This window comes from Streptomyces sp. NPDC001549, assembly GCF_042894025.1.
In the GTDB taxonomy this organism is placed as follows: Bacteria; Actinomycetota; Actinomycetes; order Streptomycetales; family Streptomycetaceae; genus Streptomyces; species Streptomyces kutzneri.
Genome location: NZ_JBIAVJ010000026.1, coordinates 1 through 25,074, shown reverse-complemented (window position 1 = coordinate 25,074; position 25,074 = coordinate 1). Strand labels below are relative to the sequence as shown.

Sequence of the window (25,074 nt, the reverse complement as noted above, 5' to 3'; positions counted from 1 at the left end):
GCCGCACATCCTGCCCGCGGCAACTCCATTCAGCCCCGTTACGGGCGCCCCTTGGGGCTGTCGGCGCAAGCCCCCGGTCTTGGCTGTCAGCTTCCGTCGGTCGCCGTGCGGGCCCGTACCTCCTCCGGGGTGAGGTAGTGGTCCGTGTACTCGAAGTCGCGCAGCGTCCCCGGCTTGTACGTTTGGAAGCCGGTCCGGACGAAGTCGTCGCCGGCCACGGCGTTCAGGAGCCAGTTCGTCATCACCCGGGTCTTCGCGGCCCCGGTGCGCAGCGCCGCCCAGTGGTAGCCGCGGGCCACGGCCTGGGCGGGCATTCCGCGCAGGGGGATGCCGAGCGGCCGGGAGACGCCGTCGCGGCCGCCGAGGTCCACGACCAGTCCGAGGTCCTTGTGGACGTAACGACGCAGCGGCGTGCCCCGCAGTGTGGCGACGACGTTGTCGGCGGCGACCCTGCCCTGGCGCATGGCGTGCTGCGCGGTGGGTGGGCACACCGCACCGTCCCCGCCGCTCGCGAGGTCGGGTACGGCGGCCGCGTCACCGAGTGCGAACGCGCCGTCCGCCCCCGGCACCCGCAGGTCCGGGGCGACGACGAGCCGGCCGCTCTTCGCGGTCTCGGCGCCCAGCGTGGCGATGAGTGGGCTGGCGGCGACGCCGGCGGTCCAGATGAGGGTGCGGCAGGGCAGTACGCGCCCGTCGGTGAGGGTGACGTCCTCGGGGCCCGCCTTGGCGACGGAGGCGCCGAGCGAGACCTCGATGCCGCGGCGGCGCAGCACGTCGAGGGCTGCCCGGCCCAGCCGGTCGCCGAGCTCGGGCATCAGCTTCGGCGCCACGTCCACGAGGTGCCAGCTGATCTCGCGCCGGTCCAGCCGGGGGTAACGGCCGGCGGCGTTCGTGGTGAGCCGCTCCAGGGAGGCGGCCGTCTCGGTGCCCGCGTAGCCGCCGCCCACCACGACGAAGCCGAGCCGTGAGGCCCGTTCCGCCGAGCCCGGTGCGGCGGCGTCGGCCAGGTCGAGCTGGGCGATCACGTGGTCGCGCAGGTGGGCCGCCTCGGCCAGCGTCTTCATGCCGCGGCCGTGCTCCGCCAGGCCTGGGATGTCGAAGGTACGGGTCACACTCCCCGGCGCGAGCACAAGGTGGTCGTACGGCTGGTCCACCAGCTCCCCGGTGATCTTCCGGATGACGCAGACCTTGGCCCGGGTGTCGACGCCCACGGCCCCGCCGGGCACGATCCGGGTCCGGTGGCGGCGGCTGCGGCGCAGCGAGACCGCCACGGACTGGGGGGTGAGTACCCCGGAGGCCACCTGCGGCAGCAGGGGCAGGTAGAGCTGGTAGGAGAACGGAGTGACCAGCAGGATCTCCGCCTCCCCGGGTGACAGCGTCCGCTCCAGGCGGCGTACGCAGGAGACGCCTGCGAAGCCCGCGCCGACGACCACGATCCTCGGTCGTGCCATGATGTCCGTCCCTTCTCAGGTGTACGGGTCCCCGGCACGCCTTCCCCGGCCTGCCGCACCCACCCACACGGGGCAGGCGTTTTCGTTGCCTGCATGTCAGCTGGCCAAGAACTCGTCGAGGAGCTTGTCGAGGTCGAGGAACTCTTCCCCCGCGCCGGTGACGGCGTACGACTGCTCCAGGAAGCATGCGATCGCGCGGGCCTCCAGGAAGAGAACAGCAGTACCTTGCGGCTCGGCGCCGGGGCCTCGTAATCCGACGCGGAGTTCGTCGGCGCCCGCTGCCGTGCGGGGGCTGAACGTGACGTCCCCCTCGCCCACCGGACGGTGGAGCCCCTCGGCAAGCATCTGCCGGTCGAAGTGCCAACGGGCCAGGACCGTGGGGCCGTCGAAGAACGTGGCTTGGACCACGTACGGGTCCTCGGCGTCATACGAGAACCGGGCAAGGAGAGGCACACAGCCCCTCGGCGCGTCGAGGCGGGCAACGATCAGAGCGGACGCAGACACACAGGACATCGACAGGCCTCCGAGATGGGCTGCTTCTTTGCACTCGTCTGCCCCGCTTCACCCCTGCCACACCGGCCCGGCCGAGGGAGCAGCCGGGAAGGCCGCACGGTCCGAAGGCCTTCAGGGCGGCTGGTCCGCCCATCCGGGCCTCTTTCTGATCCTCGGCGACACGCATGTCCTGAGCGTGCAGCCCTCCGCTCCGGTGGAGATGTGCGCGGCACCGGCGGCTTGGACTCCGGGGAACGACAGCCGTCTTCGGACCTCCGTCGACGGCGACACGTGGCGCGGGCCACCACCTCTACGAGCCCAAATCCGAGTGACGCGTGAAGGACCTTGACGCACCGAGTCTCTCGGCAGCCGGCCTGAGATGGACGCCGGCTGCTCAGACTGGGGCGGCCCAGGTAGGACAGTTCAGATCCGTTGGGCGCGGTGGAGGAGGCTGTGGAGTCCGTGGGCTCGTAGGGCAGCCCGGGCGGCGTTCGCGCCCGGGGCGCCGTGGACGCCGCCGCCGGGGTGGGCGGCCGCGGAGGCGAGGTAGAGGCTCTTCACGGGTGTCTCGGGCCGGCCGGTGCCGGGAGTGGGGCGGAAGATCGCCTGTTGGTGGAGGGCGGTGGTCCCGTTGTTGATGGCACCGTTGTGGAGGTTCTCGTTCATGGCCTGGAGGGTCGTGGGGGCGAGGGTTCTGCGGGCGCCGATAACTTCACGGAAGCCGGGTGCGAACCGTTCCACCTGGGCCTCGATGCGGTCGGCCATGGCTTCCTGTTCGCGGGCGTCCCAACGGCCGGTGATGCGGTCGGGGCCGGCGTCGGAGGCGATGTGCTGCGGGATATGGGTGTAGGCCCACGCCGATTCCGTGCCCGCCGGTGAGCGGCTGGGGTCCGCCGTGGTCATCTGGCCGAACAGCGCGAAGGGTTCGTCGGGGACCTGCCCCATGGCGATCTGCGAGGCGAATCGGGTCAGGCCGTCGACGCCGTCGGCCACGTGGACGGTCCCCGCCCCGGCGGCCTGCGGCGCCGTCCACGGCACCGGGCCGGTCAGTGCCCAGTCGACCTTGAACGTCGCGAAGTCCCACTGGAAGCGTTCCAGGTCCCGCAGGAGGCGGGACGGGAGGTGCTCCTCGCCGACGAGGTCCCGGTACAGGGCGGGTGCTGACGTGTCGGCCAGTACGGCCCGCCGCGCGCTGACGGTCTCCCCGCCCGCGGTCCTGACCCCGACCGCCGTGCCACCGCGTATGACGACGGACGCGACCCGCTCACCGCAGCGCAGAACGCCACCTCGGCGCTGAAGACGGCTCACGAGCGCCCCGGTCAGGGCCCCGGCGCCACCTACGGGCACCGGGAAGCCGTGGCTCTGTCCGAGCATCGACATCAGCCAGCCGAATCCGCCGCTGCCGACGGCCTCGGGGGCCAGGTCGGCGTGCAGGGCGTTCCCGGCCAACAGGAGCCGGCCGCCTTCCCCGGCGAACTCCTCCTCACCGAGGCGACGCACCGGCAGGGCAAGGTTCCGGGCCAGCCGAAGTCCACCAGCAACCCGCAATTTCGCCGCGAGCCGGACACCGGACCGGACCGGAGGGAATGGGGTGAACAGGGCTCGTACCAGGTCGGGACCGACCCGGCTCCACACCTTGTACATGGCCCGCCAGGCGTCCCCGTCAGCTGCCGCGAATCCTGCCAGCCCGGCCGAGGTCTCTTCCACGCGGCGCTCCAGTACAGCACACCTGCCGTCCTTCAGCGGGTGGGCCAGTACGGACGGGGCCTGACTCCATCGCAGGCCCTCGGCCGCGAGGTCGAGGCGTGCGAGGACCGGGGAGGCGGCGGCCAGAGGGTAGAACGCGCTGAAGAGGTCCGAAACGTAGTCGGGGTGGACGCCGCGGTCACTGCGCACGGCCCCTCCGGGCTCCGGCTGTGCCTCAAGCACCTCCACGCTCCAGCCGGCGTCGGCCAGGAGGTTCGCGGCCACCAGACCGTTGGGGCCCGCGCCGATCACCACCGCGTCAGGCATGGGGGACCCTTGCGTGATCCTGTTCCACGATCCTGGCCAGGCGGGCCAGCATCCCCCGGTGGCGGAGCTGGAGGAGCGCTTCGATCGCGGGGTTGTGGAGGGTTCCGCCCAGGCCGCGCAAGGGGTGCTCGTCGCAGACGACCAGGGTTTCCTCGCCCCACGGCCGGAGCTGGAGGAAGATCCTCGCGGTGCCCAGCGACTTGAACGACGCTTCCAGTTCCAGTTCCCGGCCGGCTTCCCCATGGCGTACGGTCGTCACCCCTTCTGTCGACCAAGGGCCCAGCCGCACGGTGTAGCGCAGCCGGGATCCGACCTCCGGCCAGGCCTGATCGAGCGGTGCGGACTCGGACGGGCCCACCACCCACTCCCCGTACAAGGCCGGATCGGCGAGCACCGCCCACACCGCCTGCGGGGACCGGTGAATCAGCTGGTTGCGGACGGCCATGAGAGACCTCCTGCCGGGAAACGGACAGTGTGCCGGGACCGCGCGAGCCGGACAGTGCACCGGCTGTGTGCGCTTGCCCCTCGGCCGGCGGTCTTTTGGCCGGCGGCCGGGCGACCCGCATCAGTAGTCACGTCACCTCGTGCGCCCCACCGGCGCTCGTGCTCAGACACGCCGGGCCGCGGCACTGCCCCTCCGCGTCTCGGCGCCTCTTTCTTTCGGCCATGTCCCGGCCCTGCTATCCGCCGCTGCGCTTGCCGGGCGGGTCCTGGGGGTCCACTCCTGTGGAGGCGGAAGCGTCTTTCGTTCCACTGGGACGCTGCGACCGGCCCCGGGGGCCCAGGTCGTGCATGCCCTTCGCCCCAGAGCCCTTGCTCTGGTCCTCCCCGCGTGCTCCCCTGCTCTTCACCGGCTTGCCGTGGGGGTTTCCGGCCTCTTCCTTGGAAACCGTCCGGCCGGGCCCCTTGTCCGGGGCGTACTCGTCCGGGTGGAAGGAACGGTGGGCACTCGGGTTCTCCTGCTGACGGGTCTCGTCCACGTCCGGCGACCAGCCGTGCTGCTTGGTGCCCTCGTGGCGACTCGGACCCTTGCCGTGGGCGGGCTGGGACGGCTTCGGCTGCTTCGTCATTGGCCTGGCCTGCTGTCTGTATGGGAGAGGCGCGCGCATCGTTGCCAGCGCGTCTACCGTTGGTCTTCTCATCGTCCCACCGTCCACCGAAGCGGTCGCGTCGACTCCACACACGGCACAGGCAGCGAAAGCCTGGTCACGTGCCAAACCCATGGCTGATCGGCCGCTGCTCGGCTCGACGAGCGAGGTCAGGCAGCAGCAGTCGTGCGCGCCAGCTCGCTCACCACGTCGGTCAGGCGCCCTCTTCGAAGGTGCGCGGCGCGCTGCCGGGCGGCTCCGCCGCCGGAGCGCCGCACCCGGTCGAACAACTCCTCCGCCAGGTCCAGGTCTCCGGTCGCAGCCAGCCCGGGCACCGCGCGTTCCAGCAGCCGCTCCGCCAGTACCAGGGCCGGAACGTACTCTCCCCGGGCGGGATCGAGGCCCTCGCCGGTCAGCCCGCGACGGGCTGCGAGAGCGTGGGCAGCGTGGAGGCGTGGGTCGCGAAGGTCCGGGGGTGGCTGTCCGTTGCCGATGTCGGGCATGAGTGAGGTGGCCAGGCCTCGTACCAGAGCGGTGAGCAGTACGACCACGTCAAGGTCTGCGTTCACGTCGCAGACGCGGATCTCCAGTGTCGGTACGTGCTCGGACGGCCGGGCGTGCCAGTAGATCATCCGGCGGTCCAGCAGGGTGCCGCTACGGACCAGGTGGTCGGCGAGGCGTTCGTAGCCGGCCTCGTCGAGCAGGGGCGCGGGACCGACGCCCGGCCACCGCGCGTACTCGACCGACCGGTGACTCGCCCAGCCGCTGTCCCGCCCCAGGGAGAAGGGCGAGTTGGCAGCCATCGCCTGGAGCGTCGGCAGCCAGGGCCGCATCTGGTTGGCCAGTGCGAGGGCCTGGGCGTGTCCGGTCACTCCGACATGGATGTGGCAGCCACACACCAGACCGTCGTACCCACCCGCCAGAGCGGGCCACCGAGCGGCCATCCGCTCATAACGCTCACCCGGGGTCACGGTCAGAGGACGCGCCGGCGGGACGGCGGGAGTACCTGTGGCGACGAGCAGGCACCCCTCGCCGGCCGCCGCCTCCCCCATCACCTTCCGCAGCAGCGCCAGTTCGGCCCTCAGTGCGGACAGACTCGGCGTGGGACGGGTGCAGACCTCGACCTGTGCGCCGAAGAACTCCGTCTGCGCCTGCTCGCCCAGGACCGGGACCGCGGCATCCAGGACACGAGGGCCCCGCGCCACGGGCATGACCGTACGCCGGTCCACGAGCAGGAATTCCTCCTCGACGCCCACCGTCATCCGGTGGGCTCCCCGCGGTAGCACGGCCTTCGACTGTTCGATGCCGCGTACCGGGACGATCACCATGGCACACATAGGGAAGCCTTTCGTCGAACGGGCCGGAGTAGGCCGCAGTCGGCTCACCTGCACTGCCTCGCGTCTACCCCTTCGATCGGCCGCCAGTCGGTCCAGGAGTGCCTCCCCCGCATCCGACAGCACGCCATGGCGCGACCGGAACCCCCGGCTGTTCTACGATGCCGTTGAGGGCCTCGGGGCGTGCAGGACCGGAGGTCAGATGCCGGAGCAGAGCCGGGAATCCGAAGCAGACCCGATCAGCGGCACCCAACCACGGGCAGCGATGGGTCGGCCTATCGGCTGCCTCAGATACCGGGATGGACCGGTTCGCCCGGCTTGTATCACGGGTGCTCAGCCTGCCGGTGGCCTTCGTTTCGCTGGTCGAGGAGGAGCGGCAGATCCTGCCCGGACTGTTCCGTCTGCCGGAGCCCTGGGCGGGGAGCCGCGCGCTGCCGCTGTCGCACTCGCTCTGCCAGTACGTGGTGGCCTCCGGGCAGCCCTTGGTCGTGCCCGATGCCCGCGCCGACGACCGGCTCCGTACCAACCCGGCCATCGCGGATCTCGGGCTCATCGCGTATGCGGGGATGCCGCTGACCGACGCCGACGGGCTGGTCCTGGGCTCCCTGTGCGCCATCGACCACGAGCCCCGTATCTGGAGTGAGGGCGAGCTCTGCGACCTGGAGGATCTGGCCGCGGCCTGCTCCGCCGAGCTGTGCCTGCGCATCCTGTCGGCGCAGAGCCGATCCGCGCAGGAGGTACTGGAGACCGCGCGGGCCGCCGCCGAGCGCGCCCGAAACGACGCGCAGCGCCTGGAGCAGGAAGCTCAGGCCGGCATGGACCACGCAGAGCTACTGCTGAGGGCGTCGGAGGAGCTGGCGCAGACGTCCGGGCTGGAGGACGTACGACGACGGCTGCGCGACCTGTTCGTCGGCGTCGGAAAGCCCGCCTACGTGGGACTGTTGGTCGCCGGCGAAGACGAACTGCACCGGGTCCCCGACCCCGACATCGCTCACACGGTGGAACGCGAGGTCCTCACCCTGCCTGCCGATGCGGCGTTCCCGAGTACCCAGGCCATGCGTGAGCGGCGCACGGTGTTCGTTCCCGACCGCGAGGCAATGGTCGCCGACTACAGCCCCGAGGCGGTCGGGTTCTTCGACCACATGGGGTTCGCCACGGTGCTGTGCCTGCCCCATTGGGGAAGCCGCGCCCTCTTGGGTGTACTCGCGATCTGCTGGGCCAAGCGGCACGAGGTGGGCGTCACGGAGCGTGCCACTCTCACCGCCGCGTCCGGCTACATCGCGCAGGCGGTGGAGCGCGCCCTGTACCTGGACGAGCGGGTCTCCGTCGCCCGGGAGCTCCAGGCCGCCATGCTCACCGACCTCCCCCTCACCGACCATGTCGAGATCAGCGCCCTGTACCAGCCGGCCGCGGACGACCACCTGATCGGCGGGGATTGGTACGACGCCTATCACCTGCCTCGTGCTTCCGCCTCCGACGGAGAGCCCACAGCACTCATGGTCACGGTGGGTGACATCACCGGCCACGACGTGCACGCCGCTACGATCATGGGCCAGATCCGCAGCATGCTGCGGCAGGCCACTCTCGACCACCCGCCTTACAGTCCCGCCACTGCGCTGACCGCCCTCGACGCGGCGTGCTCGGTCCTGCCCATCGAGGTCGGCGGCACGCTGGTCCACGCCCGCCTCGATCCTGCCGGCGACAGCCCCGATTGGACGCTGACCTGGTCCAACGCCGGCCACCCGCCGCCCCTGATCCGTACTCCCGACGGGCATGTGACCCAACTGGTGGAGCACGACATACTGTTTCACCGGTCGCTCGGTCCTTTCGACCGCACAGAGCACCAACGTCGGCTCTCGCCAGGCTCGACGCTCCTGCTCTACACCGACGGGCTCGTCGAGCGCCGCGGTCACGATATGAACGCCGCCGTCGCACAACTCGTCGCCCTGCTCGCCCGCCACGGAAACCGCCCGCTGGACGAACTGCTCCGCCGGATCAGCAACTGGCTGGCGGACCCGTCTCCGGAGGACGACGTCGTCCTTCTTGCCGTGCGTACCCCCGTAATCGCGCAGCGATAACGGTGTGGACACGACCTCCCAAGGCGCCCCTCCGATCTCCTCAGCTGATGGTTCGTGCGCCGCTAGTGCTCGGGCAGGGGCGTGCGCAGTGCGCTGCGTTCGTGGTCCCAGGCTTCGCGGATGTGGCTCGCGAGACGGTCTTCGAGGAGGACGGTCGCCGCGCAGCCGAACGCGATGTCCTCTTCGAGGTCCGGTTCGTCGGCGAGCAGGCCGCCGATGACTTCGTGGCGGACGACTTGCTCGTGGACGGCGTCGGCCTCGACGTGTTCGGCGTAGAAGTGCTCGGCGGCCGACCCCGCGCCGCAGCGCCGCATGGCCTTGGCCAGGCGGCGGGAGCCGGGTGAGGAGGTGACCTCGACGCACGCGAAGTGACCGACGAGCGCTCCGCGCATGGCCCGGTGCAGCCCGAAGAGCGACATCAGGTTCACGGTCGCGAGCGGGGGTGCCGGCGCCTGGTCCAGGTAGCGGCCGTACGTGGGGTCCAGCCGGAGGTCGGTCATGAGGTCGGCGAAGAGCTGTGCATGGATGCGGTCGGCGCGGCCGGCGCCGAACTCGTCGTACTCGATGGCCACCATCGCGGCCTTCGCACGGCCGGTGAGGCGGGGGACGACCCAGACGTGCGGGTCGGCTTCCTTGAGGTGGTAGAGGGAGCGCAGGGCCGCGTACTCGCGCAACTGCCAGAGCTCACCCTGGGTTTCGAGGCGGTGGCTGAGGCTGTCGGAGAGGTCGACGGGCTCGACGAGCAGCGGGCCGAAGGCGTCCTCGACCGACCGGGGAGCGTCGGACAGCTCAGTGCGCAGGGCGTGCAGGAAGCGGGCTTCCATGGCCTCGCGCAGGCGCAGCAGGTCCGGATCCCATTCGCGCTCGTCGTCCACGCCGCCGAAGCCGCGGTAGTGCAGTTCGTACAGCAGGTAGAGGGCGAGTTGAAGGTCCTCACCCCACGGGTCGGCCTTCAGTACGGATCCCGGCGCGTGCACGGGCGGGGTTCCCCTCCGAAGGGCCCGAATGACGGCGTCGGAGAGTTCGCCCCGTCCCTCGACGAGGCGCGGGCCGGCGGCGGTCGCGGTGCCGGTCGGGCTGGAAGGGGTCATTCCTGGTTCCTGTTCTCGGGCGGTGACGCGGCCCGTTCGCGGCGGCGGTGACTGGTGTCGCACCACGGGTACGTACGGCTGCGGCGGCAGGTGCACACGGCGACCATGAAGCGGTCGGACCGGGCCACCGTCCCGTCGTCCAGGATGATCTCGACCGGGCCCTGCACCAGGACCGGGCCCTGGCACTCCACGGCCACCCGCCGGGCGTCCCCCGTAACGGGGATCGGGCACGGGGTGGGGTCAGGGGCGCTGGGCACGGATGACCACCAGCTCTTCGCGTTCTTCGGCTTCGGCCGCCAGGCCCTGCTGTTCCAGCCAGGACCGTCGCGACCGCAGGACCGGGCCCCAGGGCACGGAGGCCGTCGCCGTGACCTCTGCGGCCAGCCCTGCCCCCGCCAGCCGGTCCCGGGTCTCCTCGGCACCGCACATCCCCGAGTGCACCATGAGCAGGATTCCGCTGGGCCGCAGCAGGGCCGGGGCGTCCGCGCAGATCCGGTCGATGACCGCGCGCCCGTCGAGTCCGGCGTCCCAGGCCCGTTCCGGCCCGCGCGAGGGCAGTCGGTTGTCCGGGGCGGGGACGTACGGGGGGTTCGAGAAGACGACGTCGAACCGCCGTCCCGTGGTGCGTGCCTCGAAGTCTCCGTGCAGGACGCGCATCGGAAGACGGTGAAGCCAGGCGTTCAGCCGGGCCGTCGCCACCGCGGGCCAGGACACGTCGACCGCCGTGACCCGGGCACCCCTGGTCGCGGCGTGCAGCGCCAGGGCGCCGGTGCCCGTACCGATCTCCAGGACCTCGGTACGGGGCCCGAGGTCCTCATGGGCGAGTGCCGCGGCGAGCAGCCTGGTGTCCGCCTGCGGCTGGTAAACGCCCGGCAGGGCCACCAGGCCGCCGGGCAGCGTGGTCAAAGAAAGAGCTGTACTGGGCACCGTACCTCCGGTTTCGCCGCGGCTCGCAGAGCGAGTCACTGCGATTGACGACGTACTGCGCCTGCCCTGACTGAGGCGCCCCATCCGATGGAGCGTCGCTCTTCGGAGGATCAGACCAAAAACACGCGCCTCTGATTCCTCAATGCCTCCACGCCACTGGAATTTTCCCGCAACCAAACAGTCGGGAAAATGATGAAGAATTCAAAATTTGGACAGCAAACCGTCGGCTGCGCAAGCGAAGCAGACTTACCCTCAACCGCGATGCGGTAGGTAATAAAAAACGGCTCACCGCGTTAACCCACCGGCAGAGCTACTGTGGGAAGGACCCATACGGGGCGAGCGGCAGAATGAGGCGGCTCATAGCGGTGTCCACGTCAAGCAATGAAGTCATAGGCGCACCCTGTTGGGTGAGCCTGATGACGGGAGATCTCGCTTCCGCTCAGCGGTTCTACGGTGCCGTGCTGGGCTGGACGTTCCGACGGACCCGGCTCGGCGAGCGGCTCTCCTTCGCTTTTCACGACAGCGCTCCGGTCGCTGGTTTCGGGGCACTCGCCGAGAGTCTCTCGCTGCCCGCCGCCTGGACACCGTACTTCGCCGTTGCCGACGCCGACGTGACCGCCGCGCGTATCCGCGAGCGAGGCGCCACCGTCACGGTCGGCCCGCTGGCTTTCGGAGCGGGCCGGGCCGTCCTGGCCGCTGACCCGGACGGGGCGGTCTTCGGGCTCTGGCAGGGCCAGATTTTCAGGGACTGGAGGGTCGGCAGCGGCACCGCTCCCGCCTGGCTGGAACTCCGTACGCGCGACGCCTTCGCCGCCGCCATCTTCTACGGGGAGGTCCTGGACTGGGCCGGCGAATCGCCCCAGTCTTGCGTGGTGGCCTACGAACACGACCACGTCCTCTTGCGCCACGGCAACGACACGGTGGCACGGATCAGTGGCGGAGCGGTGGACGAGGATCCCGACCCACACGTTCGTCCAGGATGGCACGTCCACTTCCGAGTGCCCGATCTGGAGGCCGCCGTCGAAGCGGCCACCACTGCAGGAGGCAGTATCGCCTCCCCAGTGGAGACCTCCAACGCCAGCCGATGGGTCACCCTCCGCGACCCGGAGGGCGCCCTGTTCGCAGTGCTGGCACCACAGGGGTGACTCCGCCCCGGCGGGAGCAAGGACGCGGCCCAGGGGCCGGAACGCAGAAGGTTCGGGGCAGAAGGCCAGCCCGGTCTCCCCGCGAGCAGTCCGGAGACGATAAGGGGTCAACGGGGCGCGGCGGCAGGGCACCGTCCGGTACGCCTCCGCCAGTCGACCGCGTGCCGGAACCGCCGCAAGACCCAGACAGCCGGCTGGCGGACTGCGCCCATGGCCGGCGGCCGGCTGTTAGGGCTGGCGGCGCAGAGTGCCGGGCTCCGGGGGGCGTGGTGCAATGTGACCTGTCGGGTGCCGCCTCGGCGCGGATCTTCGTGCATCCGGGACGGAGTGCCGGTCGGCATCAAGCAGTAAGGGGTCTCTGTGACCGCAGGAGAGCCGGACGACGGGCAGGCCTCTCGCCCTCCCGTGAGCGGAAGCCGGCGGGGCAGGGCAATGACTTTGGCGGGGACCTTGGAAGCGGCCGAGGCCGCCGCACCTGTGGAGTCGCTCGACGTGGTCGCGCGCATGCTCAAGGAGCACCTCGGGGCCGCGTCGGTGTCGTTCCTGATCACTGACTTCACCGGCAGTTCGGTCGTGCGGCTGGGCGCTGCGGGCAGCGTCGAGACCGGTGAGCCGGCCCGGCGCATTCGGCTGCGGGGCACCCTGTACGACGACGTGATCCGCAGCCAGCGGCCGAGGGTGGAGGACAGGGGCGAGAGTGAGCTGGTGCGGGTCGTCGCGCCGGTGACCAGCCGCGGGGATGCCATCGGGCTCCTCGAACTGTTCCTGCCCGCGGCACCAAGCTCGCAGGTGATGCGGGAGATCGGCGAGACCGCGCACGCGCTGGCGTACATCGTCATCGCGAACCGGTCCCACACCGATGTGTACCAGTGGGGCCGACGCACCAAGCCGCTGAGCCTGGCCGCAGAGATCCAGCACCGGCTGCTCCCGGCGTCCCTGGCATGTGAGGCGGCACAGTTCGCGGTAGCCGGAGCACTGGAACCCGCCGATCACGTGGGGGGCGACACCTTCGACTACGTGATCGACCGGGATACGGTCCAGCTCTCCGTGACCGACGCCATGGGCCACGACGTCGACGCTGCGCTGTTGGCCACCCTGGTGGTGGGCGCCCTACGACGGGCTCGGCGGGCGGGTGAGGACCTCGCGGAACAGGCCCGCCAGGCCGACCAGGCCATGCGCGATCACGGCCGCCGGGGCTACGTCACCGGTCAACTGCTGCGCATCAGCCTGCTCGACGGCAGGGCCGAGTTCGTCAATGCCGGGCACCCCTGGCCGCTGCGGATGCGCGACGGGGAGGTACAGGAGATCGTTCCCGAAGTCGATCCGCCGTTCGGTCTCAGCCTCCAGGCCTCCCACGCCAACACCTACCAGGTGCAGTCGCTGGACCTGCGGCCCGGCGACCGGCTGGTGATGCTGACGGACGGCATGCTGGAGCGCAACGCCGAGAGCCTCGACCTGTCGGATCTGATCGTCCGCACCCGCGCGCTGCATCCCCGCGAGGCCGCCCGCACCCTCATCGGAGCCATCGTCGACGCCAGCGACGACCATCTGGACGACGACGCGACCGTCATGTGCCTGGATTGGCACGGCATCGGCAACTCCCAGCGTGACGCCGCCACAGGCGCCGACCTCACCAACGCCTCACGGCCGTCAAGGGCAGGACGGCCCGCTCCCGGGCCATGACTCGGGTCGCATAGGGGGTCGCGTCGGGCAACCGGGGCGTTGGCCCGGCTCGCGGCACCCCATTGAGAAGACGCGGCGCGTGTCGGCGAAGGCGCCGGCACCGCAGCATGTTCTCCACGGAACCGACTGCATGGGGACAGAGCGGGTCTTTTGCCGTAGAGGGGGCAGGCGCTGTGTAGGTCCACCAACGGAAGGAGGCTCGATGGCCGCACCCGTTCTCAATCAGCCCGTGCCCCGCACCGGTCAGCCCACGACAACCGCACGCGACGCCGCTCGCGCCTTCCTCCACCGCGCCGCCCAGGTCAGACCCCCTGCCCATCCCTCGAACGCTGACAGCGTCCTCCTGGTCGTCACCGAGCTCGTCACCAACGCCCTCCGCTACACCGGGGGACCCTGCGCCCTCCACCTGGAGCTGCACGGAGATCACCTCGAGATCTGTGTCACCGACACCAGCCCCTGCCGGCCCCAGCCCCGGCCGCCCCACACGGACGGAACCGGCGGCTGGGGATGGCTGCTGATCAACAATCTCACCACCCACGTCCACATCGAACCCACCCCCGAGGGCGGCAAAACCATCTGCGCCCACTCCCCTTGGTAGACCCGGGAGGTCGCACAAGATCGCGCCGACATCGAGCACGACCAGAAGGGGCCCGAGTTCACTCCGAGACTGCGCGAAGGGTCCCTTGTGACGTGGACCGAGCATTGAGCGCAGGTCGGCGGGGCAGACGGATGTCGGAGGTGGTCGATCTTGCCCAGATGGGTGGATGCGCCGCGCAGGATCCGGTCGGCGGCCACAGAGCGGGCCGACTATCTACGCCGCGCTGTGCGGGGAGCCGGGAGCGAGCGTGACGAGGTACTGCTCGGTGCCAAGACCGTGATCGCGGCGATGGCGGCGTGGGTGCTGGCCCGCTACCTGCTGCCGCCGTCGGTCGCGACGTTCGCGCCGTTCACCGCGCTGGTGTCACTCCAGGCAACCGTGTACCGCTCGGTACGCGACTGCCTCCAGTACGTGCTGGCGATGACAGCGGGAGCCACGCTCGCCGCCACCCTGGCGGCCGTCGTCGGCATCCACGGCTGACGTTCGGCCTCCTCACCCTGATCGCGCTCTGCATCGGCAGGATCCGGCGCCTCGGGCAGCAGGGCACCCAGGTCGCCATCGTCGGCTTCTTCGCATTCTCCTCCGGCCAAGGACAGATCGACTACATCGGCCACCTGGTCGCGTCCGTTGGCATCGGCGCGCTCTGCGGCCTCGTCACCCACCTCGTCCTTGCTCCCGCCCGGCACACCGGCCATCGGCAGCAAGCCGTCACCGATCTCTACATCGCCATGACCCAGCGCCTCAACGACCTCGCCGACACCCTCGAAGCGGAGAATCCCGACCGGGATCGGCTGCGTCAGTGACGCCGCGACTGGCGCAGGCTGTCCGCCGAGTGCGAGCGCATCCGTCACACCATCGAAGCCGAGATCGAAAACGGCCGCATGAACCCGCGCCGAACCGTCAGCGGCTCCGGCGAGGCCCTCCCCCGCGCCCGGAAGCAATCACTGTCGCCGAACGCAGCATGGACCACCTGCGCTCCATGACCCGGACCCTGGACTACGCCCTCGACAGCGGGGAACTCGGGAATCTCCCGGCCACTTTCCGGCCCCGCTTCAGCGCTGTCCTACGCGCGGTCGCCACCGCGATGGGGGATATCGGCCAGGCGTCCGCCACTGATCCGAACCTCCTCGACGCGAAGATCGACGAAGCAGCCGTAGAACTCGACCAGGTGCAACAGCAGGAACGGACCACCCGTGAAGCCTCTCCGGCCGTGCACACCTCGCAGGGCACGCTCCTCACGGATGCCGGCCGCCTCCTGGCCGATCTCCGATCGGGCCGGCAGAGCCTCGCCAGGACCTGAGGACCCTCGATTCCACACGGCCCGTGTGGTGTGACGTAATCGCGGGGCGGGGTAGGCACGACAAGAGAGGCGTCAGCCGCCGAGGCAGCCGGACGCCGCCCCGCAATCGGGTCGCCTGTAGGACCGACCGCGCCAACACCCCCAAAGGTGCCACCACCCGCCGTGGACAGGCCGGTGAATCGTGGCGTCGGCAAGGAATGACCATGAAAGCGGCAGTGTACGAAGGACCGCGGACGGTGACGGTGAAGGACGTCCCCGATGCGAAGATCGAGCACCCCGGCGACATCCTGGTGAAGATCACCACCACCAATATCTGCGGCTCCGACCTCCACATGTACGAAGGCCGGACCTCCTTCGAGACCGGCCGGACCCTCGGCCACGAGAACCTCGGCCAGGTCGTCGAGGTGGGCAAGGCCGTCAGCAAGGTCAAGGTCTGCGACTGGGTGGTCCTGCCCTTCAACATCGCCTGCGGCTTCTGCAAGCAGTGCGAGCAGGGCCTCACGAACTACTGCCTCACCATGCAGCCCAAGCCGGACATGGCCGGCGCCGCGTACGGCTTCGCCGAGATGGGCCCGTACCAGGGCGGCCAGGCGGAACTCCTGCGCGTCCCGTACGGCGACTTCAACGCCCTGCGCCTGGGCGAGGACGCCGCCGAGCGCCAGCTCGACTACGTGATGCTGGCCGACATCTTCCCCACCGGCTACCACGCCACCGAGATGGCCGGCGTCAAACCCGGCGACCAGACGATCGTCTACGGCGCAGGTCCGGTCGGCCTCATGGCCGCCTACTCCGCGATACTCAAGGGCGCCGGCCGCGTCTGGGTCGCCGACCACCAGCCCGATCGGCTCCGGGTCGCCGAGGAGATCGGCGCGATCACCATCAACACCGCCGACCAGGATCCGGCCAAGGTCGTCAAGGAAGCTACCCTCGGCCTGGGCGCGGACAACGGCTGCGAATGCGTCGGCTACCAGGCGCACGACCCCCAGGGCAAGGAAGACGCGACCCTGACCATGAACGGGCTCATCGATTCGGTCCGGTTCACCGGTGGCATCGGCGTGGTCGGCGTGTTCCTGCCCGAGGACCCGGGAGGCGCCGAGGCCCAGGGCGAGCTCGAAGCCCAGGGGAAGGTACCGCTGGACTTCGGCATGCTCTGGTTCAAGGGCCAGCGCATCGGCACCGGCCAGGCACCCGTCAAGCGCTACAACCGGGCCCTGCGCGACCTGATCGCCGGCGGCAAGGCCGAGCCCAGCTTCCTCGTCTCCCATGAACTCGGCCTGGGCGAGGCGTCCTCGGCGTACGAGCACTTCGACAACCGCGACGACGGCTGGACCAAGGTCGTCCTCCACCCCAACGGCACGAACGGCTCCAGTCACCGCGCCTCCAGGCGAGGCAGCAGGAGCTCGGGAGACGGCTCCTCCCATCAGACCCTGGAGGAGCTACGTCGAGAAGCGAAGGCGCAGGGCGTCGAAGGCCGTTCCCACATGAACAAGCAACAGCTGGAGCAGGCCCTCAAACCTTGACCACCGGCTGACGGGCGGGTTTGGCGACTGGTTGACCCATGACGCGAATCAGTGGCCGAGGGCGTTCTTGAGCTGCTGCTTGGTCATGGTCGAGCGGCCCTCGATGCCGCGCTTCTTTGCCTCCTGATAGAGGTTGTCCTTGGTGCGCTCGGAAGAGCCTCCGCCTCCGCTGCCGGACTTCTGTCCGCCGCGCTGTGAGGCCGACTTTCCCTGCGTGGAACTGCGGCTGGCCGTCTTGCTCTCCCCGGACCGCGCACGTTCCTTGTTCACTGTCCGAGACGCCATCTCCTCCTTCGCCCGGCTCTCGGACATACCGCGCTTCTCGCCGGACTCCTTGATGTGCTCGTACTGCCGCTCACGCTTCGGGCTGGAACCTCGGGGCATGACGAAACCCTTCATCGACGGTGTCGTGTCACGGTCATCGTGTGCACCCCCGGAGTGCCTCGCATCTCGTCGACACCTGGGAGGGACATGCATCGCCGTGAGCGGCATGCCGCTCACCTACGGACCAGACGGGTGCAGCGTCCTGGAGCTCCGCACCCTGGCAGATTGAGCCAAAGGGGATGAATGGGACCGCTTGCGATATCAAAGCGGGGTGCGCGGGTAGCCGGAACATCATGGACCCCAACAATCACACCCCGCTCCGCGCTGTCGCGCTCGTCTGCACCCTGTCCCCCTCCCCCGCGCCGTCCAGCTCCCAGCTGCTGGCCGAACAGACGATGGCCGCCCTCGCCGAGCACGGCGTGACCGGGAAGACCATCCGCATCGCCGACCACGACGTGAAGCCCGGTGTGAAGACCGACATGGGCGACGGAGACGCCTGGCCGGAGATCCGGGACACCATCCTGGGCTGCGACATCCTGATCCTCTCCACGCCCGTCTGGCTCGGCCACCCGTCCAGCATCGCCCAGCGCGTCCTGGAGCGGCTGAACGCGGAGATCTCCGAAACCGACGACGAAGGCCGCCCGCTCACCTACGGCAAGGCCGCCGCGGTCTGCGTCGTCGGCAACGAGGACGGCGCGCACAAAGTCAGCGCCGACCTCTTCCAGGGCCTCAACGACGTCGGGTTCTCGCTCGCCCCGAACGCCGTCACCTACTGGGTCGGCGAAGCCATGCAGAAGACCGACTACCAGGACCTCGACAAGACCCCCCAGAAGACGGCGGCCACGACCAAGACCCTCGCCGCCAACACCGCCCACCTCGCCCGCCGCCTCAAGGCCGCCCCCTTCCCGGCGAGCTGACCCACAGCTCACCCTGCGCGCCACGGAGACCGGAGAAATGAATGCCGTCCCAGAAAGCACCCAGCGTTTCCGACCCCGTCACCCGCCACCCGCGCCCGCCGTTTCCCGACCAGGAGCAGGAGCACCCCGGCTCGACCGAGGAGATGGATCCCCGCCCGGACCACGGCGAGCACTCCTACCAGGGCCACGACGTACTCCTGGACCGGGCTGCTCTGGTCACCGGAGGCGATTCCGGGATCGGCCGGGCTGTCTGCCTGGCCTTCGCCCGCGAGGGCGCGGACATCGTCTTCACCCATCTCGCCGAGGAAGCCGACGAGGCCGCCGAGACCGCCCGTCTGGTCGGCGAGGCAGGCCGCAAGGCCGTTCCCGTGCTGTGCGACATCCGTGAGGAGGCGCGGTGCGAGGCCCTGATCGACCGCGCGATGAGCGAGCTGGGGCGTATCGACATCCTCGTCAACAACGCCGCGTACCAGATGTCCCAGCCCGACGGGATCGAGGCGATCACCACGGAGCAGTTCGACCGGGTGATGAAGACCAACCTGTACGGGATGTTCTGGCTCTCCCGCGCGGCACTCGCTCACATCCCGCGGGGCGGATCGATCATCAACACCGCGTCGGTGCAGGGCTACCAGCCCAGCCCGCACCTGCTCGACTACGCGATGACGAAGTCGGCGATCATCTCCTTCACCCACGGGCTGGCGCAGATGGTCGCCGAGCGCGGTATCCGCGTCAATGCCGTCGCCCCCGGGCCGGTCTGGACGCCGTTGATCCCGGCGACCATGCCCGACCTGACGGAGTTCGGCAAACAGTCGCCCCTGGGCCGAGCGGCCCAGCCGGCCGAGATGGCTCCCGCCTACGTCTTCCTCGCCTCGCCCCAAGCCAGCTACATCACCGGGGAAATCGTCAACGCCACCGGCGGCACACCCCTCCCGTGAGCCGCCGCAATCAGGTGCGTGCGTCCCGCTTCCAGCGGCCCCATTCATCCACGGTCGGAAGAAAGGGCCCGCAGGCCTGATCCAGGCATGGCCATCACCCCCACCACGACGTCGGCACCCCTGAGGAGAACGATCATGACGAAGCAGCAGCCTGAAGAAGACGCCGCCAGGAACGAACTGCCGGGCCAGCCGGGCCCGGTACCTCCGCCGGTAGCCGAGCCCACCCAGCCGGCGGAGCCGCTGCCCCCGAAGCCGGATCAGGACGGCCCCGAGACGGTGAGCCCCACCGGGCAGCCCACCGGAGCGGACCAGGCCCGCGTAGCGCAGAGCGGTGCGTACCTGACCACCGCCCAGGGCGCCCGTCTGCCGGACACCGATCACTCTCTCAAGGCCGGACCTCGCGGACCGGTTCTCCTCCAAGACCACCATCTGCGCGAGAAGATCACCCACTTCGACCACGAGCGGATCCCGGAGCGGGTCGTCCACGCGCGTGGCGCCGCCGCTCACGGCGTCTTCCAGGGCTACGGAACGGCGAGCGAGGTGTCGAAGGCCGCGTTCCTCGCCAAGGGCGTGGAGACACCCGTGTTCGTACGGTTCTCCACCGTCCTCGGCTCACGCGGTTCGGCCGACACCGTGCGCGACACCCGCGGGTTCGCGACGAAGTTCTACACCGAGGAAGGCACCTTCGACCTGGTCGGCAACAACATCCCCGTGTTCTTCATCCAGGACGCGATCAAGTTCCCCGACGTCATCCACGCCGCCAAGCCCCATCCGGACCGCGAGATCCCGCAGGCTCAGAGCGCGCACGACACGTTCTGGGACTTCGTGTCCCTGCACACCGAAGCCACCCACCACACCATCTGGAACATGTCCGACCGCGGGATCCCGAGGTCGTTCCGCATGATGGAGGGTTTCGGCGTCCACACCTTCCGCCTGGTCAACGCGGCCGACGAGAGCGTGCTGGTGAAGTTCCACTGGAAGCCGAAGCTCGGCGTGCACTCCCTCGTCTGGGAGGAAGCACAGCTGATCAATGGCATGGACCCCGACTTCCACCGCCGGGACCTCTTCGACGCCATCGAATCCGGCGCCTTCCCGCAGTGGGAACTGGGCATCCAGGCCTTCCCCGACACCGAGGACCAGACGTTCGAGGGCATCGACCTCCTCGACCCCACCAAGATCGTCCCGGAGGAGCTCGCACCTGTGCAGCCCATCGGCCTGATGACCTTGAACGCGAACACGAAGAACTACTTCGCGGAGACGGAGCAGGTCGCCTTCCACCCCGGCCACCTGGTCCCGGGCATCGACGTCACCGACGACCCGCTGCTGGCGGGGCGGCTATTCTCCTACCTCGATACGCAGATCAGCCGGCTCGGCGGCCCCAACTTCGGCCAGATCCCCATCAACAGGCCGCACGCCCCCGTCAACGACATGCTCCGCGACGGCATGCACCAGACCGCCGTCCACACCGGCATCGCCCCCTACCACCCCAACAGCCTCGACGGCGGCTGCCCCTTCCTCGCCGGAGCCGACATGAGCGCCTTCATCGAAACGCCGGTGAAGATTCCGGCGGCGAGCAAGGTCCGCGAGGCACCGGCCTCGTTCTCGGACCACTTCACCCAGCCGCGGCTGTTCTGGCTGAGCATGACGCCGCCCGAACGCGAGCACATCGTCGCGGCCTACACCTTCGAACTGAACAGGTGCTACGAGCAGGCCATCAAGGAACGCACCCTCCAGGTCCTCGCGAACATCGACACGGAGCTGTGCGAACAGGTCGCCACCGGCCTCGGTCTGCCGGCCCCCGCGGCCACCGAGCCGCTTGCCGAGCCCGACCCCAGCCCCGCCCTCTCCCAGATGGGAGGGACCTGGCCGACCGATGGCCGCGTCATCGGCATCATCGCCGACGCTGCCTCCGACCTGGACGGCGTACGGACCGCCCGCCAGGCCGTCCTGGACTCCGGAATGGTTCCCCTCGTCATCGCCCCGACCGGCGGCACCCTCGACGGTATCGGCGACCCGATCACCGTTCAGCGCACCTTCGCCACCACCCGCTCCGTCGAATTCGACGCCCTGCTCCTGGCCGGAGTGCCCCAGGCCGGCACGGACGCGTACGGCGCCCGCGACGCAAAGGCCGGCACGGCCCAGCCCCCCGAAGCCCCCGACCCGCGCGTACTTCTGCTCGTCACCGAGGCGTACCGGCACGGCAAGGCCATCGGCGGCTGGAACGGCGCCGAGCGGCTCCTCGAAACGTGCGGCATCGCAGTGGACGACCCCGGCATCGCCACCGGCGAAACCAGCACGGCGCTCGTGGAGGAGCTGACGCAGGCGCTGGGCGAGCACCGCGCATGGGACCGCTTCCCCGCCAACCTCTGAAGCCGTCCGCCTTTCGCCGACCACCCGCGAGCCACGGGTGGTCGGCGACAGGCTGTCGAAGCTCGCGCCTCGGATCCGGGAGGAACAGGCGAGGCCGCTCGTGTCACCGGCTCGTCCCCAGGCACTTCTGGGAGCTTGGGGAGCATGGCGAAGACTTGCTGTTGTCATCATCGACATGCCGAACACGTACGACCTGGCTCTGTTCACGAGAGGAAGTCGTGAACAAAGCCATACGACCACCAGGACGCGGATGAACTGATCCCCTCCGGCGAGCAGGCCCTGCCTGCCGTAATCCGCCTGCCGGAAGAAGCACGTCGACGCGGGCAGGTGACGGAACGGTGCTGCTGTACTCCGCGCTGGACGCCCACATCAGGCGCTGTCCGTCGCCATTGCCCGTGACGCCGTCGCCCCCATCCACCCGGACCTGGCCGATGCCGCCCTGAGGATGATGGAGATCAACATGGCGGCCCGCATCGTCTCCGAGACAGAGGCCCTCACCTGAAAAGGCGGCGCTGGCGCGCGTTTGGCAGTTGGCGTCTCATTCGCCGAGTTGGTGGTCCCCGGTGGAGGCAATACGGGTAGTCAAAGAGAGTGGGGGCCGCCGTCAGTGCTTGGCGCTCGGCACAGCCAGGGGCTCGCCCGGAGCCCTCTTTTTCGCCGCCTCCATCTGTACGCCGAGTTCGGTGAGGCGGTTACGTCCCATGGCCTTGCGGACATCGGGGAACCACTCCTTCTCCTCCTCCTCGACGTGGTGCCGCACGTTTTCCATCAGCACGCTCATCTTGGCGTCGAACCGCTCGTCGGCCGCGTCCAGGTCTTTGAGCTCGGAGAGCATCCACAGAACGACGTGGTGCTCCTCGATGCTCTCCAAGACGTGGTCCTTGGTGTCGGGTGCCGCCTCCCGGGCGGCCGGGTAGAAGATCTTCTCCTCGATCCACGTGTGCGTGGTCAGCTCGTCGATCACCTTGTCGGCGATCTTCCGCTTCTCCGCGTGAGCGTCGTCGCCGGCCTTCTCGAACTGCTTGAACAGCTTCTCGACCGTCTTGTGGTCTTCCTTGAGCAGCACGATCCCGTCCACCAACGCCTCCGAGGCTTCGCCGTACCGGGCGGCGCGGCCCGCCACCCCACGCCCGTTTACCCGGCACACGCTCGCAGCGCTCGCCCGGAGCGATGGATTGGCCCGGATGGACGACGCGCCTACGCCGTCCGCTGGGGGCGCCGAACCGCCGCGCACGCATACCGACCGATATAAACCCGTTCGACGTCTGGTATGTCCGTGGATCGCGGGTAGGGGCCGCGCATGACTGCTATCGAAACGCTCGCGGCCGAAGGCCAGGCCTCACTCTTCCTCATCTTCGCCGGAGTGGTCCTGGTCGTCCTTCTGATCGGTGCCTTCTGGTACGGGAGCCGACGCAGGCGCCGGGAGGCACCGCCCGCCGAGCAGAACCCTGTCGCACAGCGCCGCGGGGACTCCTGGCAGACCCCGGAAGAGCATGCACGCGACCAGAAAGACCAGGAGTATCCCCGCCCGTGAGCCCGACCGATCCGACCGGCTGAGCCCGTCGATTCGTTGACAGGTGCGCACCGATCCGCACGGCGGACACCCCGAGCAGCGCGACGGAGACCGCCCGGCTGCAGGTGCGGCACGGGATGGCCGCCACCTTCAGGGTTGGAAGCGCCGGCAGCATTCTGATGGCCCTGCTCCCCTGCAGTGCCGAGACCGCGCAGCAGGCATTGCCCGGGCCACCGACGTCGCCGACGTGACCGTCACGTGCGCCGCCCAGGCGGCCGCAGCCCTGCGCGGCGACGGGCCACCCGCGGCGACCAAGGTCGAGGCCGCCCTGCGGACAGCGATCGACGATGCCTTTGCCACGGCCCACCCGCCCAAGCCGGCGCTCCTGCCGGGCCGCATGGATGCGGCCGAGCAGCTGGTTGCCGTCCGCCGTCCGGACGGCGCTCCGGTCCATCGACCGCAGAACTGAGACCGAGGCTCCCCCATCGGGGGGCCGTTCGTTCGGGTGCAGTCGAGGCCGGGGCGGGATGGCAGTGTCACGGCGGGTAGGCGTCGGGTGTGAACTCACGCACCCTCGACACCTCGCCCACGGCCAAGCAGACCGCGGCCCTCGAAACTGCCTCGACATGGTGGCTGACGACTCTGGACCGGCTCGAGCGGACCACGGTGGCCGATCCGGCCATCAGGGTGTTGCAGCGGGGAATCCGTTCACTCCGGCTGGGCGGCTTGCGCGATCTGCTACGCGGCAGGCCGCTGGGCCACCCCGTGCACCCCATGCTCGTACAGGTACCCGTCGGATGCTGGCTGTCAGCCTCGGTACTCGACGTCGTACCCGGGGCACAGCACGCGACGACCACACTGACCGCCGTCGGACTGGCCGGGGTCGCCCCGGCAGCGATGGCCGGCTGGGCGGACTGGGCAGACCTGCCACCCGAGCAGGCTCGGGTCGGCCTGGCCCACGCGGCCTCCAATGTCGCTGCGGTGGCCTGCTATACCGCGTCCCTGACGGCACGGCTTCGCGGCCGCTCGGCGAACGGGCGGCTGTGGTCCTTGGGTGGACTGGCTGCAGTGGCCCTCAGTGGTGCCCTGGGCGGGCACGTGGCGTACCGACAGGCCGTCGGAACGCACGCCACGACGTGAAGGACACCCACGTGCCCCCGCTCCAGCCCGACTCCGATGAGCCCCAGCCGGTCAGCCGACTCGCGTGCTGACCCTGCCCGTGCCCTCGCCGAGCCGGGCCTTCATATCAGGAGGTGGGGGGCGTTGCGGTGTGGTCCGGATGGTGGCGGGTGCGGCGAATCGTCTTGAGACGGGCCTCCAGGAGGTGATCGCGCCCACCGGCCAGCTCGTCGACGATGTCGTGTTCCATCCCGGCGAAGGGCCGGTAGTACGTGGAGTTGTAAGCCTCGATGATCTGGAAGGTCCAAAGCCCCGGGATCACGTTGCGGCCCACGATGTCCCGCTCGACCCGGGCGGCCTGCTCCTCGTGACCCGCTTCGCGCAGGAGCCGGACGGCGTCGCTGAGCTCGAAGTCCGCCGTCCCGGTCAGCTGGTGGAAACCGTAGAGGTGACCCCGGGCCCGCTCCGTGGTCTCCAGAGCCTTCGACAGCGCACCCAGGGCGCGCACCGTCTCCTCGTCGACACCGTCCGGCACCTGGTGCGCCGGGTCCATCTCGCGATTGCTGTCCATGGAAGTTGTTCTGCCCGAAGGCTGCTTCGCCGAGCAGCCGATTGGGCCGAGCGGCGTAATGCAGTCTCGTCAGACGGCTCGGCAACCGGCACGTTTCCGTCGAGACGCCATCACGGATATCTACGGAATGCGGGCGAGCTCTCCTGCCCGGCCACCAGGATAAGAAACAAGTAAAAATCGAATGCATGCCCCGGATGCGGTCGGGCAGATGAGGCTTCGGAGGTTGATAACCATGGTTCCCCTGCTTCTTGTTCTTCTGCTGGTCCTGATTCTCTTCAGCGCTGGTTTCGCGGTGAAGATTCTCTGGTGGGCCGCGATCGCAGTCCTGATCCTGTGGCTCATCGGTTTCATGGCCCGTCCGAAGGGCGGCAGCGGCCGCTGGTATCGCTGGTAGCCGTACGGCAGCAGTGCAGTTCAGACACTGCATGGCGGTGGCCGGTCACCCCGTTCCTGGGGGTGACCGGCCACCGCCGTGTCGTCGTCGGCGAGCCCTCGTGAACCTGTAGCTGCTAAGAAGTCATCTCATTTGGCTGGTTGGGTAGGCTGTCGGTCGTGGTGGGGATCGTTGAGCGGCTGGTGCCGGATGAGTTGTGGGTGTTGTTCCA

At 69.6% G+C, this 25,074-nt stretch carries 26 protein-coding genes and 1 pseudogene; 15 read left to right on the top strand and 12 right to left on the bottom strand.

Features of this window, described 5'->3' with window-relative positions:
• Positions 1–86: 86 nt before the first annotated feature.
• From ACFY04_RS33125 to ACFY04_RS33100, 6 genes are all read right to left on the bottom strand, one after another.
• Positions 87–1,451, bottom strand: a complete 1,365-nt coding sequence (locus ACFY04_RS33125; RefSeq protein WP_389122554.1) for an NAD(P)/FAD-dependent oxidoreductase — start codon at positions 1,449–1,451, stop codon at positions 87–89.
• A 96-nt stretch (positions 1,452–1,547) separates the two neighbouring features.
• Entirely contained in the window at positions 1,548–1,904 is a 357-nt protein-coding gene (locus tag ACFY04_RS33120; protein WP_389122552.1) for an SsgA family sporulation/cell division regulator, read from the bottom strand.
• Positions 1,905–2,366: 462 nt separating this feature from the next.
• Positions 2,367–3,956 carry a phytoene desaturase family protein gene (locus ACFY04_RS33115; protein WP_389122551.1) on the bottom strand — a complete coding sequence of 530 codons (1,590 nt, stop codon included), beginning with the start codon at positions 3,954–3,956 and terminating at the stop codon, positions 2,367–2,369.
• The gene (locus tag ACFY04_RS33110; protein WP_389122548.1) at positions 3,949–4,401 is read right to left on the bottom strand and encodes an SRPBCC family protein; all 453 of its coding nucleotides are present in this window, start codon (positions 4,399–4,401) and stop codon (positions 3,949–3,951) included. The genes ACFY04_RS33115 and ACFY04_RS33110 overlap by 8 nt, the downstream gene beginning before the upstream one ends.
• A gap of 235 nt (positions 4,402–4,636) precedes the next feature.
• Positions 4,637–5,026: a hypothetical protein gene (locus tag ACFY04_RS33105; RefSeq protein ID WP_352164618.1), complete on the bottom strand. Its 390-nt coding sequence runs from the start codon at positions 5,024–5,026 to the stop codon at positions 4,637–4,639.
• 188 nt (positions 5,027–5,214) lie between these two features.
• The gene (locus ACFY04_RS33100) at positions 5,215–6,372 is read right to left on the bottom strand and encodes a glutamate--cysteine ligase (protein ID WP_389122545.1); all 1,158 of its coding nucleotides are present in this window, start codon (positions 6,370–6,372) and stop codon (positions 5,215–5,217) included.
• Between the two features lie 305 nt (positions 6,373–6,677).
• On the opposite strand from ACFY04_RS33100, the gene ACFY04_RS33095 reads away from it, so the two are divergent.
• Positions 6,678–8,456 carry a SpoIIE family protein phosphatase gene (locus ACFY04_RS33095; protein WP_389122543.1) on the top strand — a complete coding sequence of 593 codons (1,779 nt, stop codon included), beginning with the start codon at positions 6,678–6,680 and terminating at the stop codon, positions 8,454–8,456.
• Positions 8,457–8,518: 62 nt separating this feature from the next.
• Here the strand turns inward: ACFY04_RS33095 and ACFY04_RS33090 are convergent, their stop codons facing one another.
• The 3 genes from ACFY04_RS33090 to ACFY04_RS33080 are packed head-to-tail and all read right to left on the bottom strand — an operon-like array spanning position 8,519 to position 10,444.
• Positions 8,519–9,547 carry an iron-containing redox enzyme family protein gene (locus ACFY04_RS33090; protein WP_389122540.1) on the bottom strand — a complete coding sequence of 343 codons (1,029 nt, stop codon included), beginning with the start codon at positions 9,545–9,547 and terminating at the stop codon, positions 8,519–8,521.
• Positions 9,544–9,804 carry a CDGSH iron-sulfur domain-containing protein gene (locus ACFY04_RS33085; protein WP_389122538.1) on the bottom strand — a complete coding sequence of 87 codons (261 nt, stop codon included), beginning with the start codon at positions 9,802–9,804 and terminating at the stop codon, positions 9,544–9,546. The genes ACFY04_RS33090 and ACFY04_RS33085 overlap by 4 nt, the downstream gene beginning before the upstream one ends.
• Entirely contained in the window at positions 9,788–10,444 is a 657-nt protein-coding gene (locus ACFY04_RS33080) for a HemK2/MTQ2 family protein methyltransferase (RefSeq protein ID WP_389122740.1), read from the bottom strand. Before ACFY04_RS33080 ends, ACFY04_RS33085 begins: the two co-directional genes overlap by 17 nt.
• Positions 10,445–10,890: 446 nt before the next feature.
• On the opposite strand from ACFY04_RS33080, the gene ACFY04_RS33075 reads away from it, so the two are divergent.
• The 6 genes from ACFY04_RS33075 (at position 10,891) to ACFY04_RS33050 (ending at position 16,720) form a co-directional block, all read left to right on the top strand.
• The gene (locus tag ACFY04_RS33075; protein WP_389122535.1) at positions 10,891–11,619 is read left to right on the top strand and encodes a VOC family protein; all 729 of its coding nucleotides are present in this window, start codon (positions 10,891–10,893) and stop codon (positions 11,617–11,619) included.
• Positions 11,620–12,051: 432 nt separating this feature from the next.
• Positions 12,052–13,302 (top strand): PP2C family protein-serine/threonine phosphatase, encoded by a 1,251-nt coding sequence (locus ACFY04_RS33070; protein WP_389122533.1) that lies wholly within the window; start codon positions 12,052–12,054, stop codon positions 13,300–13,302.
• A gap of 202 nt (positions 13,303–13,504) precedes the next feature.
• Positions 13,505–13,900: an ATP-binding protein gene (locus ACFY04_RS33065; protein WP_389122531.1), complete on the top strand. Its 396-nt coding sequence runs from the start codon at positions 13,505–13,507 to the stop codon at positions 13,898–13,900.
• 288 nt (positions 13,901–14,188) lie between these two features.
• Positions 14,189–14,380 carry an aromatic acid exporter family protein gene (locus ACFY04_RS33060; RefSeq protein WP_389122737.1) on the top strand — a complete coding sequence of 64 codons (192 nt, stop codon included), beginning with the start codon at positions 14,189–14,191 and terminating at the stop codon, positions 14,378–14,380.
• A gap of 499 nt (positions 14,381–14,879) precedes the next feature.
• Positions 14,880–15,200, top strand: a complete 321-nt coding sequence (locus tag ACFY04_RS33055) for a hypothetical protein (RefSeq protein WP_389122529.1) — start codon at positions 14,880–14,882, stop codon at positions 15,198–15,200.
• 203 nt (positions 15,201–15,403) lie between these two features.
• Positions 15,404–16,720, top strand: a complete 1,317-nt coding sequence (locus tag ACFY04_RS33050) for an alcohol dehydrogenase catalytic domain-containing protein (protein ID WP_389122526.1) — start codon at positions 15,404–15,406, stop codon at positions 16,718–16,720.
• 48 nt (positions 16,721–16,768) lie between these two features.
• Here ACFY04_RS33050 and ACFY04_RS33045 read toward each other — a convergent pair whose 3' ends face one another.
• Positions 16,769–17,104 carry a plasmid stabilization protein gene (locus tag ACFY04_RS33045; RefSeq protein WP_389122524.1) on the bottom strand — a complete coding sequence of 112 codons (336 nt, stop codon included), beginning with the start codon at positions 17,102–17,104 and terminating at the stop codon, positions 16,769–16,771.
• Between the two features lie 233 nt (positions 17,105–17,337).
• Here ACFY04_RS33045 and ACFY04_RS33040 point away from each other — a divergent pair, with 233 nt between their 5' ends.
• The 4 genes and pseudogenes from ACFY04_RS33040 to ACFY04_RS33025 all read left to right on the top strand — a co-directional run.
• The gene (locus ACFY04_RS33040; protein WP_389122522.1) at positions 17,338–17,961 is read left to right on the top strand and encodes a flavodoxin family protein; all 624 of its coding nucleotides are present in this window, start codon (positions 17,338–17,340) and stop codon (positions 17,959–17,961) included.
• A 41-nt stretch (positions 17,962–18,002) separates the two neighbouring features.
• The gene (locus ACFY04_RS33035; RefSeq protein WP_389122520.1) at positions 18,003–18,896 is read left to right on the top strand and encodes an SDR family oxidoreductase; all 894 of its coding nucleotides are present in this window, start codon (positions 18,003–18,005) and stop codon (positions 18,894–18,896) included.
• A 135-nt stretch (positions 18,897–19,031) separates the two neighbouring features.
• The gene (locus ACFY04_RS33030; RefSeq protein WP_389122518.1) at positions 19,032–21,266 is read left to right on the top strand and encodes a catalase; all 2,235 of its coding nucleotides are present in this window, start codon (positions 19,032–19,034) and stop codon (positions 21,264–21,266) included.
• Between the two features lie 321 nt (positions 21,267–21,587).
• Positions 21,588–21,768 (top strand): annotated as a pseudogene (locus ACFY04_RS33025) (isochorismatase family protein); the annotation flags it as partial.
• A gap of 102 nt (positions 21,769–21,870) precedes the next feature.
• On the opposite strand, the gene ACFY04_RS33020 reads toward ACFY04_RS33025, so the two are convergent.
• The gene (locus tag ACFY04_RS33020; RefSeq protein WP_389122735.1) at positions 21,871–22,344 is read right to left on the bottom strand and encodes a hemerythrin domain-containing protein; all 474 of its coding nucleotides are present in this window, start codon (positions 22,342–22,344) and stop codon (positions 21,871–21,873) included.
• 222 nt (positions 22,345–22,566) lie between these two features.
• On the opposite strand from ACFY04_RS33020, the gene ACFY04_RS33015 reads away from it, so the two are divergent.
• The 3 genes from ACFY04_RS33015 to ACFY04_RS33005 all read left to right on the top strand — a co-directional run bounded on the left by ACFY04_RS33015 (position 22,567) and on the right by ACFY04_RS33005 (position 23,919).
• Positions 22,567–22,800 carry a DUF6479 family protein gene (locus ACFY04_RS33015; RefSeq protein ID WP_389122516.1) on the top strand — a complete coding sequence of 78 codons (234 nt, stop codon included), beginning with the start codon at positions 22,567–22,569 and terminating at the stop codon, positions 22,798–22,800.
• 226 nt (positions 22,801–23,026) lie between these two features.
• Positions 23,027–23,248 carry a hypothetical protein gene (locus ACFY04_RS33010; protein ID WP_389122514.1) on the top strand — a complete coding sequence of 74 codons (222 nt, stop codon included), beginning with the start codon at positions 23,027–23,029 and terminating at the stop codon, positions 23,246–23,248.
• Positions 23,249–23,337: 89 nt separating this feature from the next.
• Positions 23,338–23,919, top strand: coding sequence for a DUF2231 domain-containing protein (locus tag ACFY04_RS33005; RefSeq protein ID WP_389122512.1), 582 nt, complete (start codon positions 23,338–23,340; stop codon positions 23,917–23,919).
• Between the two features lie 106 nt (positions 23,920–24,025).
• On the opposite strand, the gene ACFY04_RS33000 is transcribed toward ACFY04_RS33005, so the two are convergent.
• On the bottom strand, positions 24,026–24,469 hold the full coding sequence (locus tag ACFY04_RS33000; RefSeq protein ID WP_389122509.1) for a hypothetical protein: 444 nt from the start codon (positions 24,467–24,469) through the stop codon (positions 24,026–24,028).
• Between the two features lie 232 nt (positions 24,470–24,701).
• Here ACFY04_RS33000 and ACFY04_RS32995 point away from each other — a divergent pair, with 232 nt between their 5' ends.
• Complete coding sequence (locus ACFY04_RS32995) at positions 24,702–24,863, top strand: hydrophobic protein (RefSeq protein WP_389122507.1); 162 nt, start codon at positions 24,702–24,704, stop codon at positions 24,861–24,863.
• The last annotated feature ends 211 nt before the right edge of the window (positions 24,864–25,074 follow it).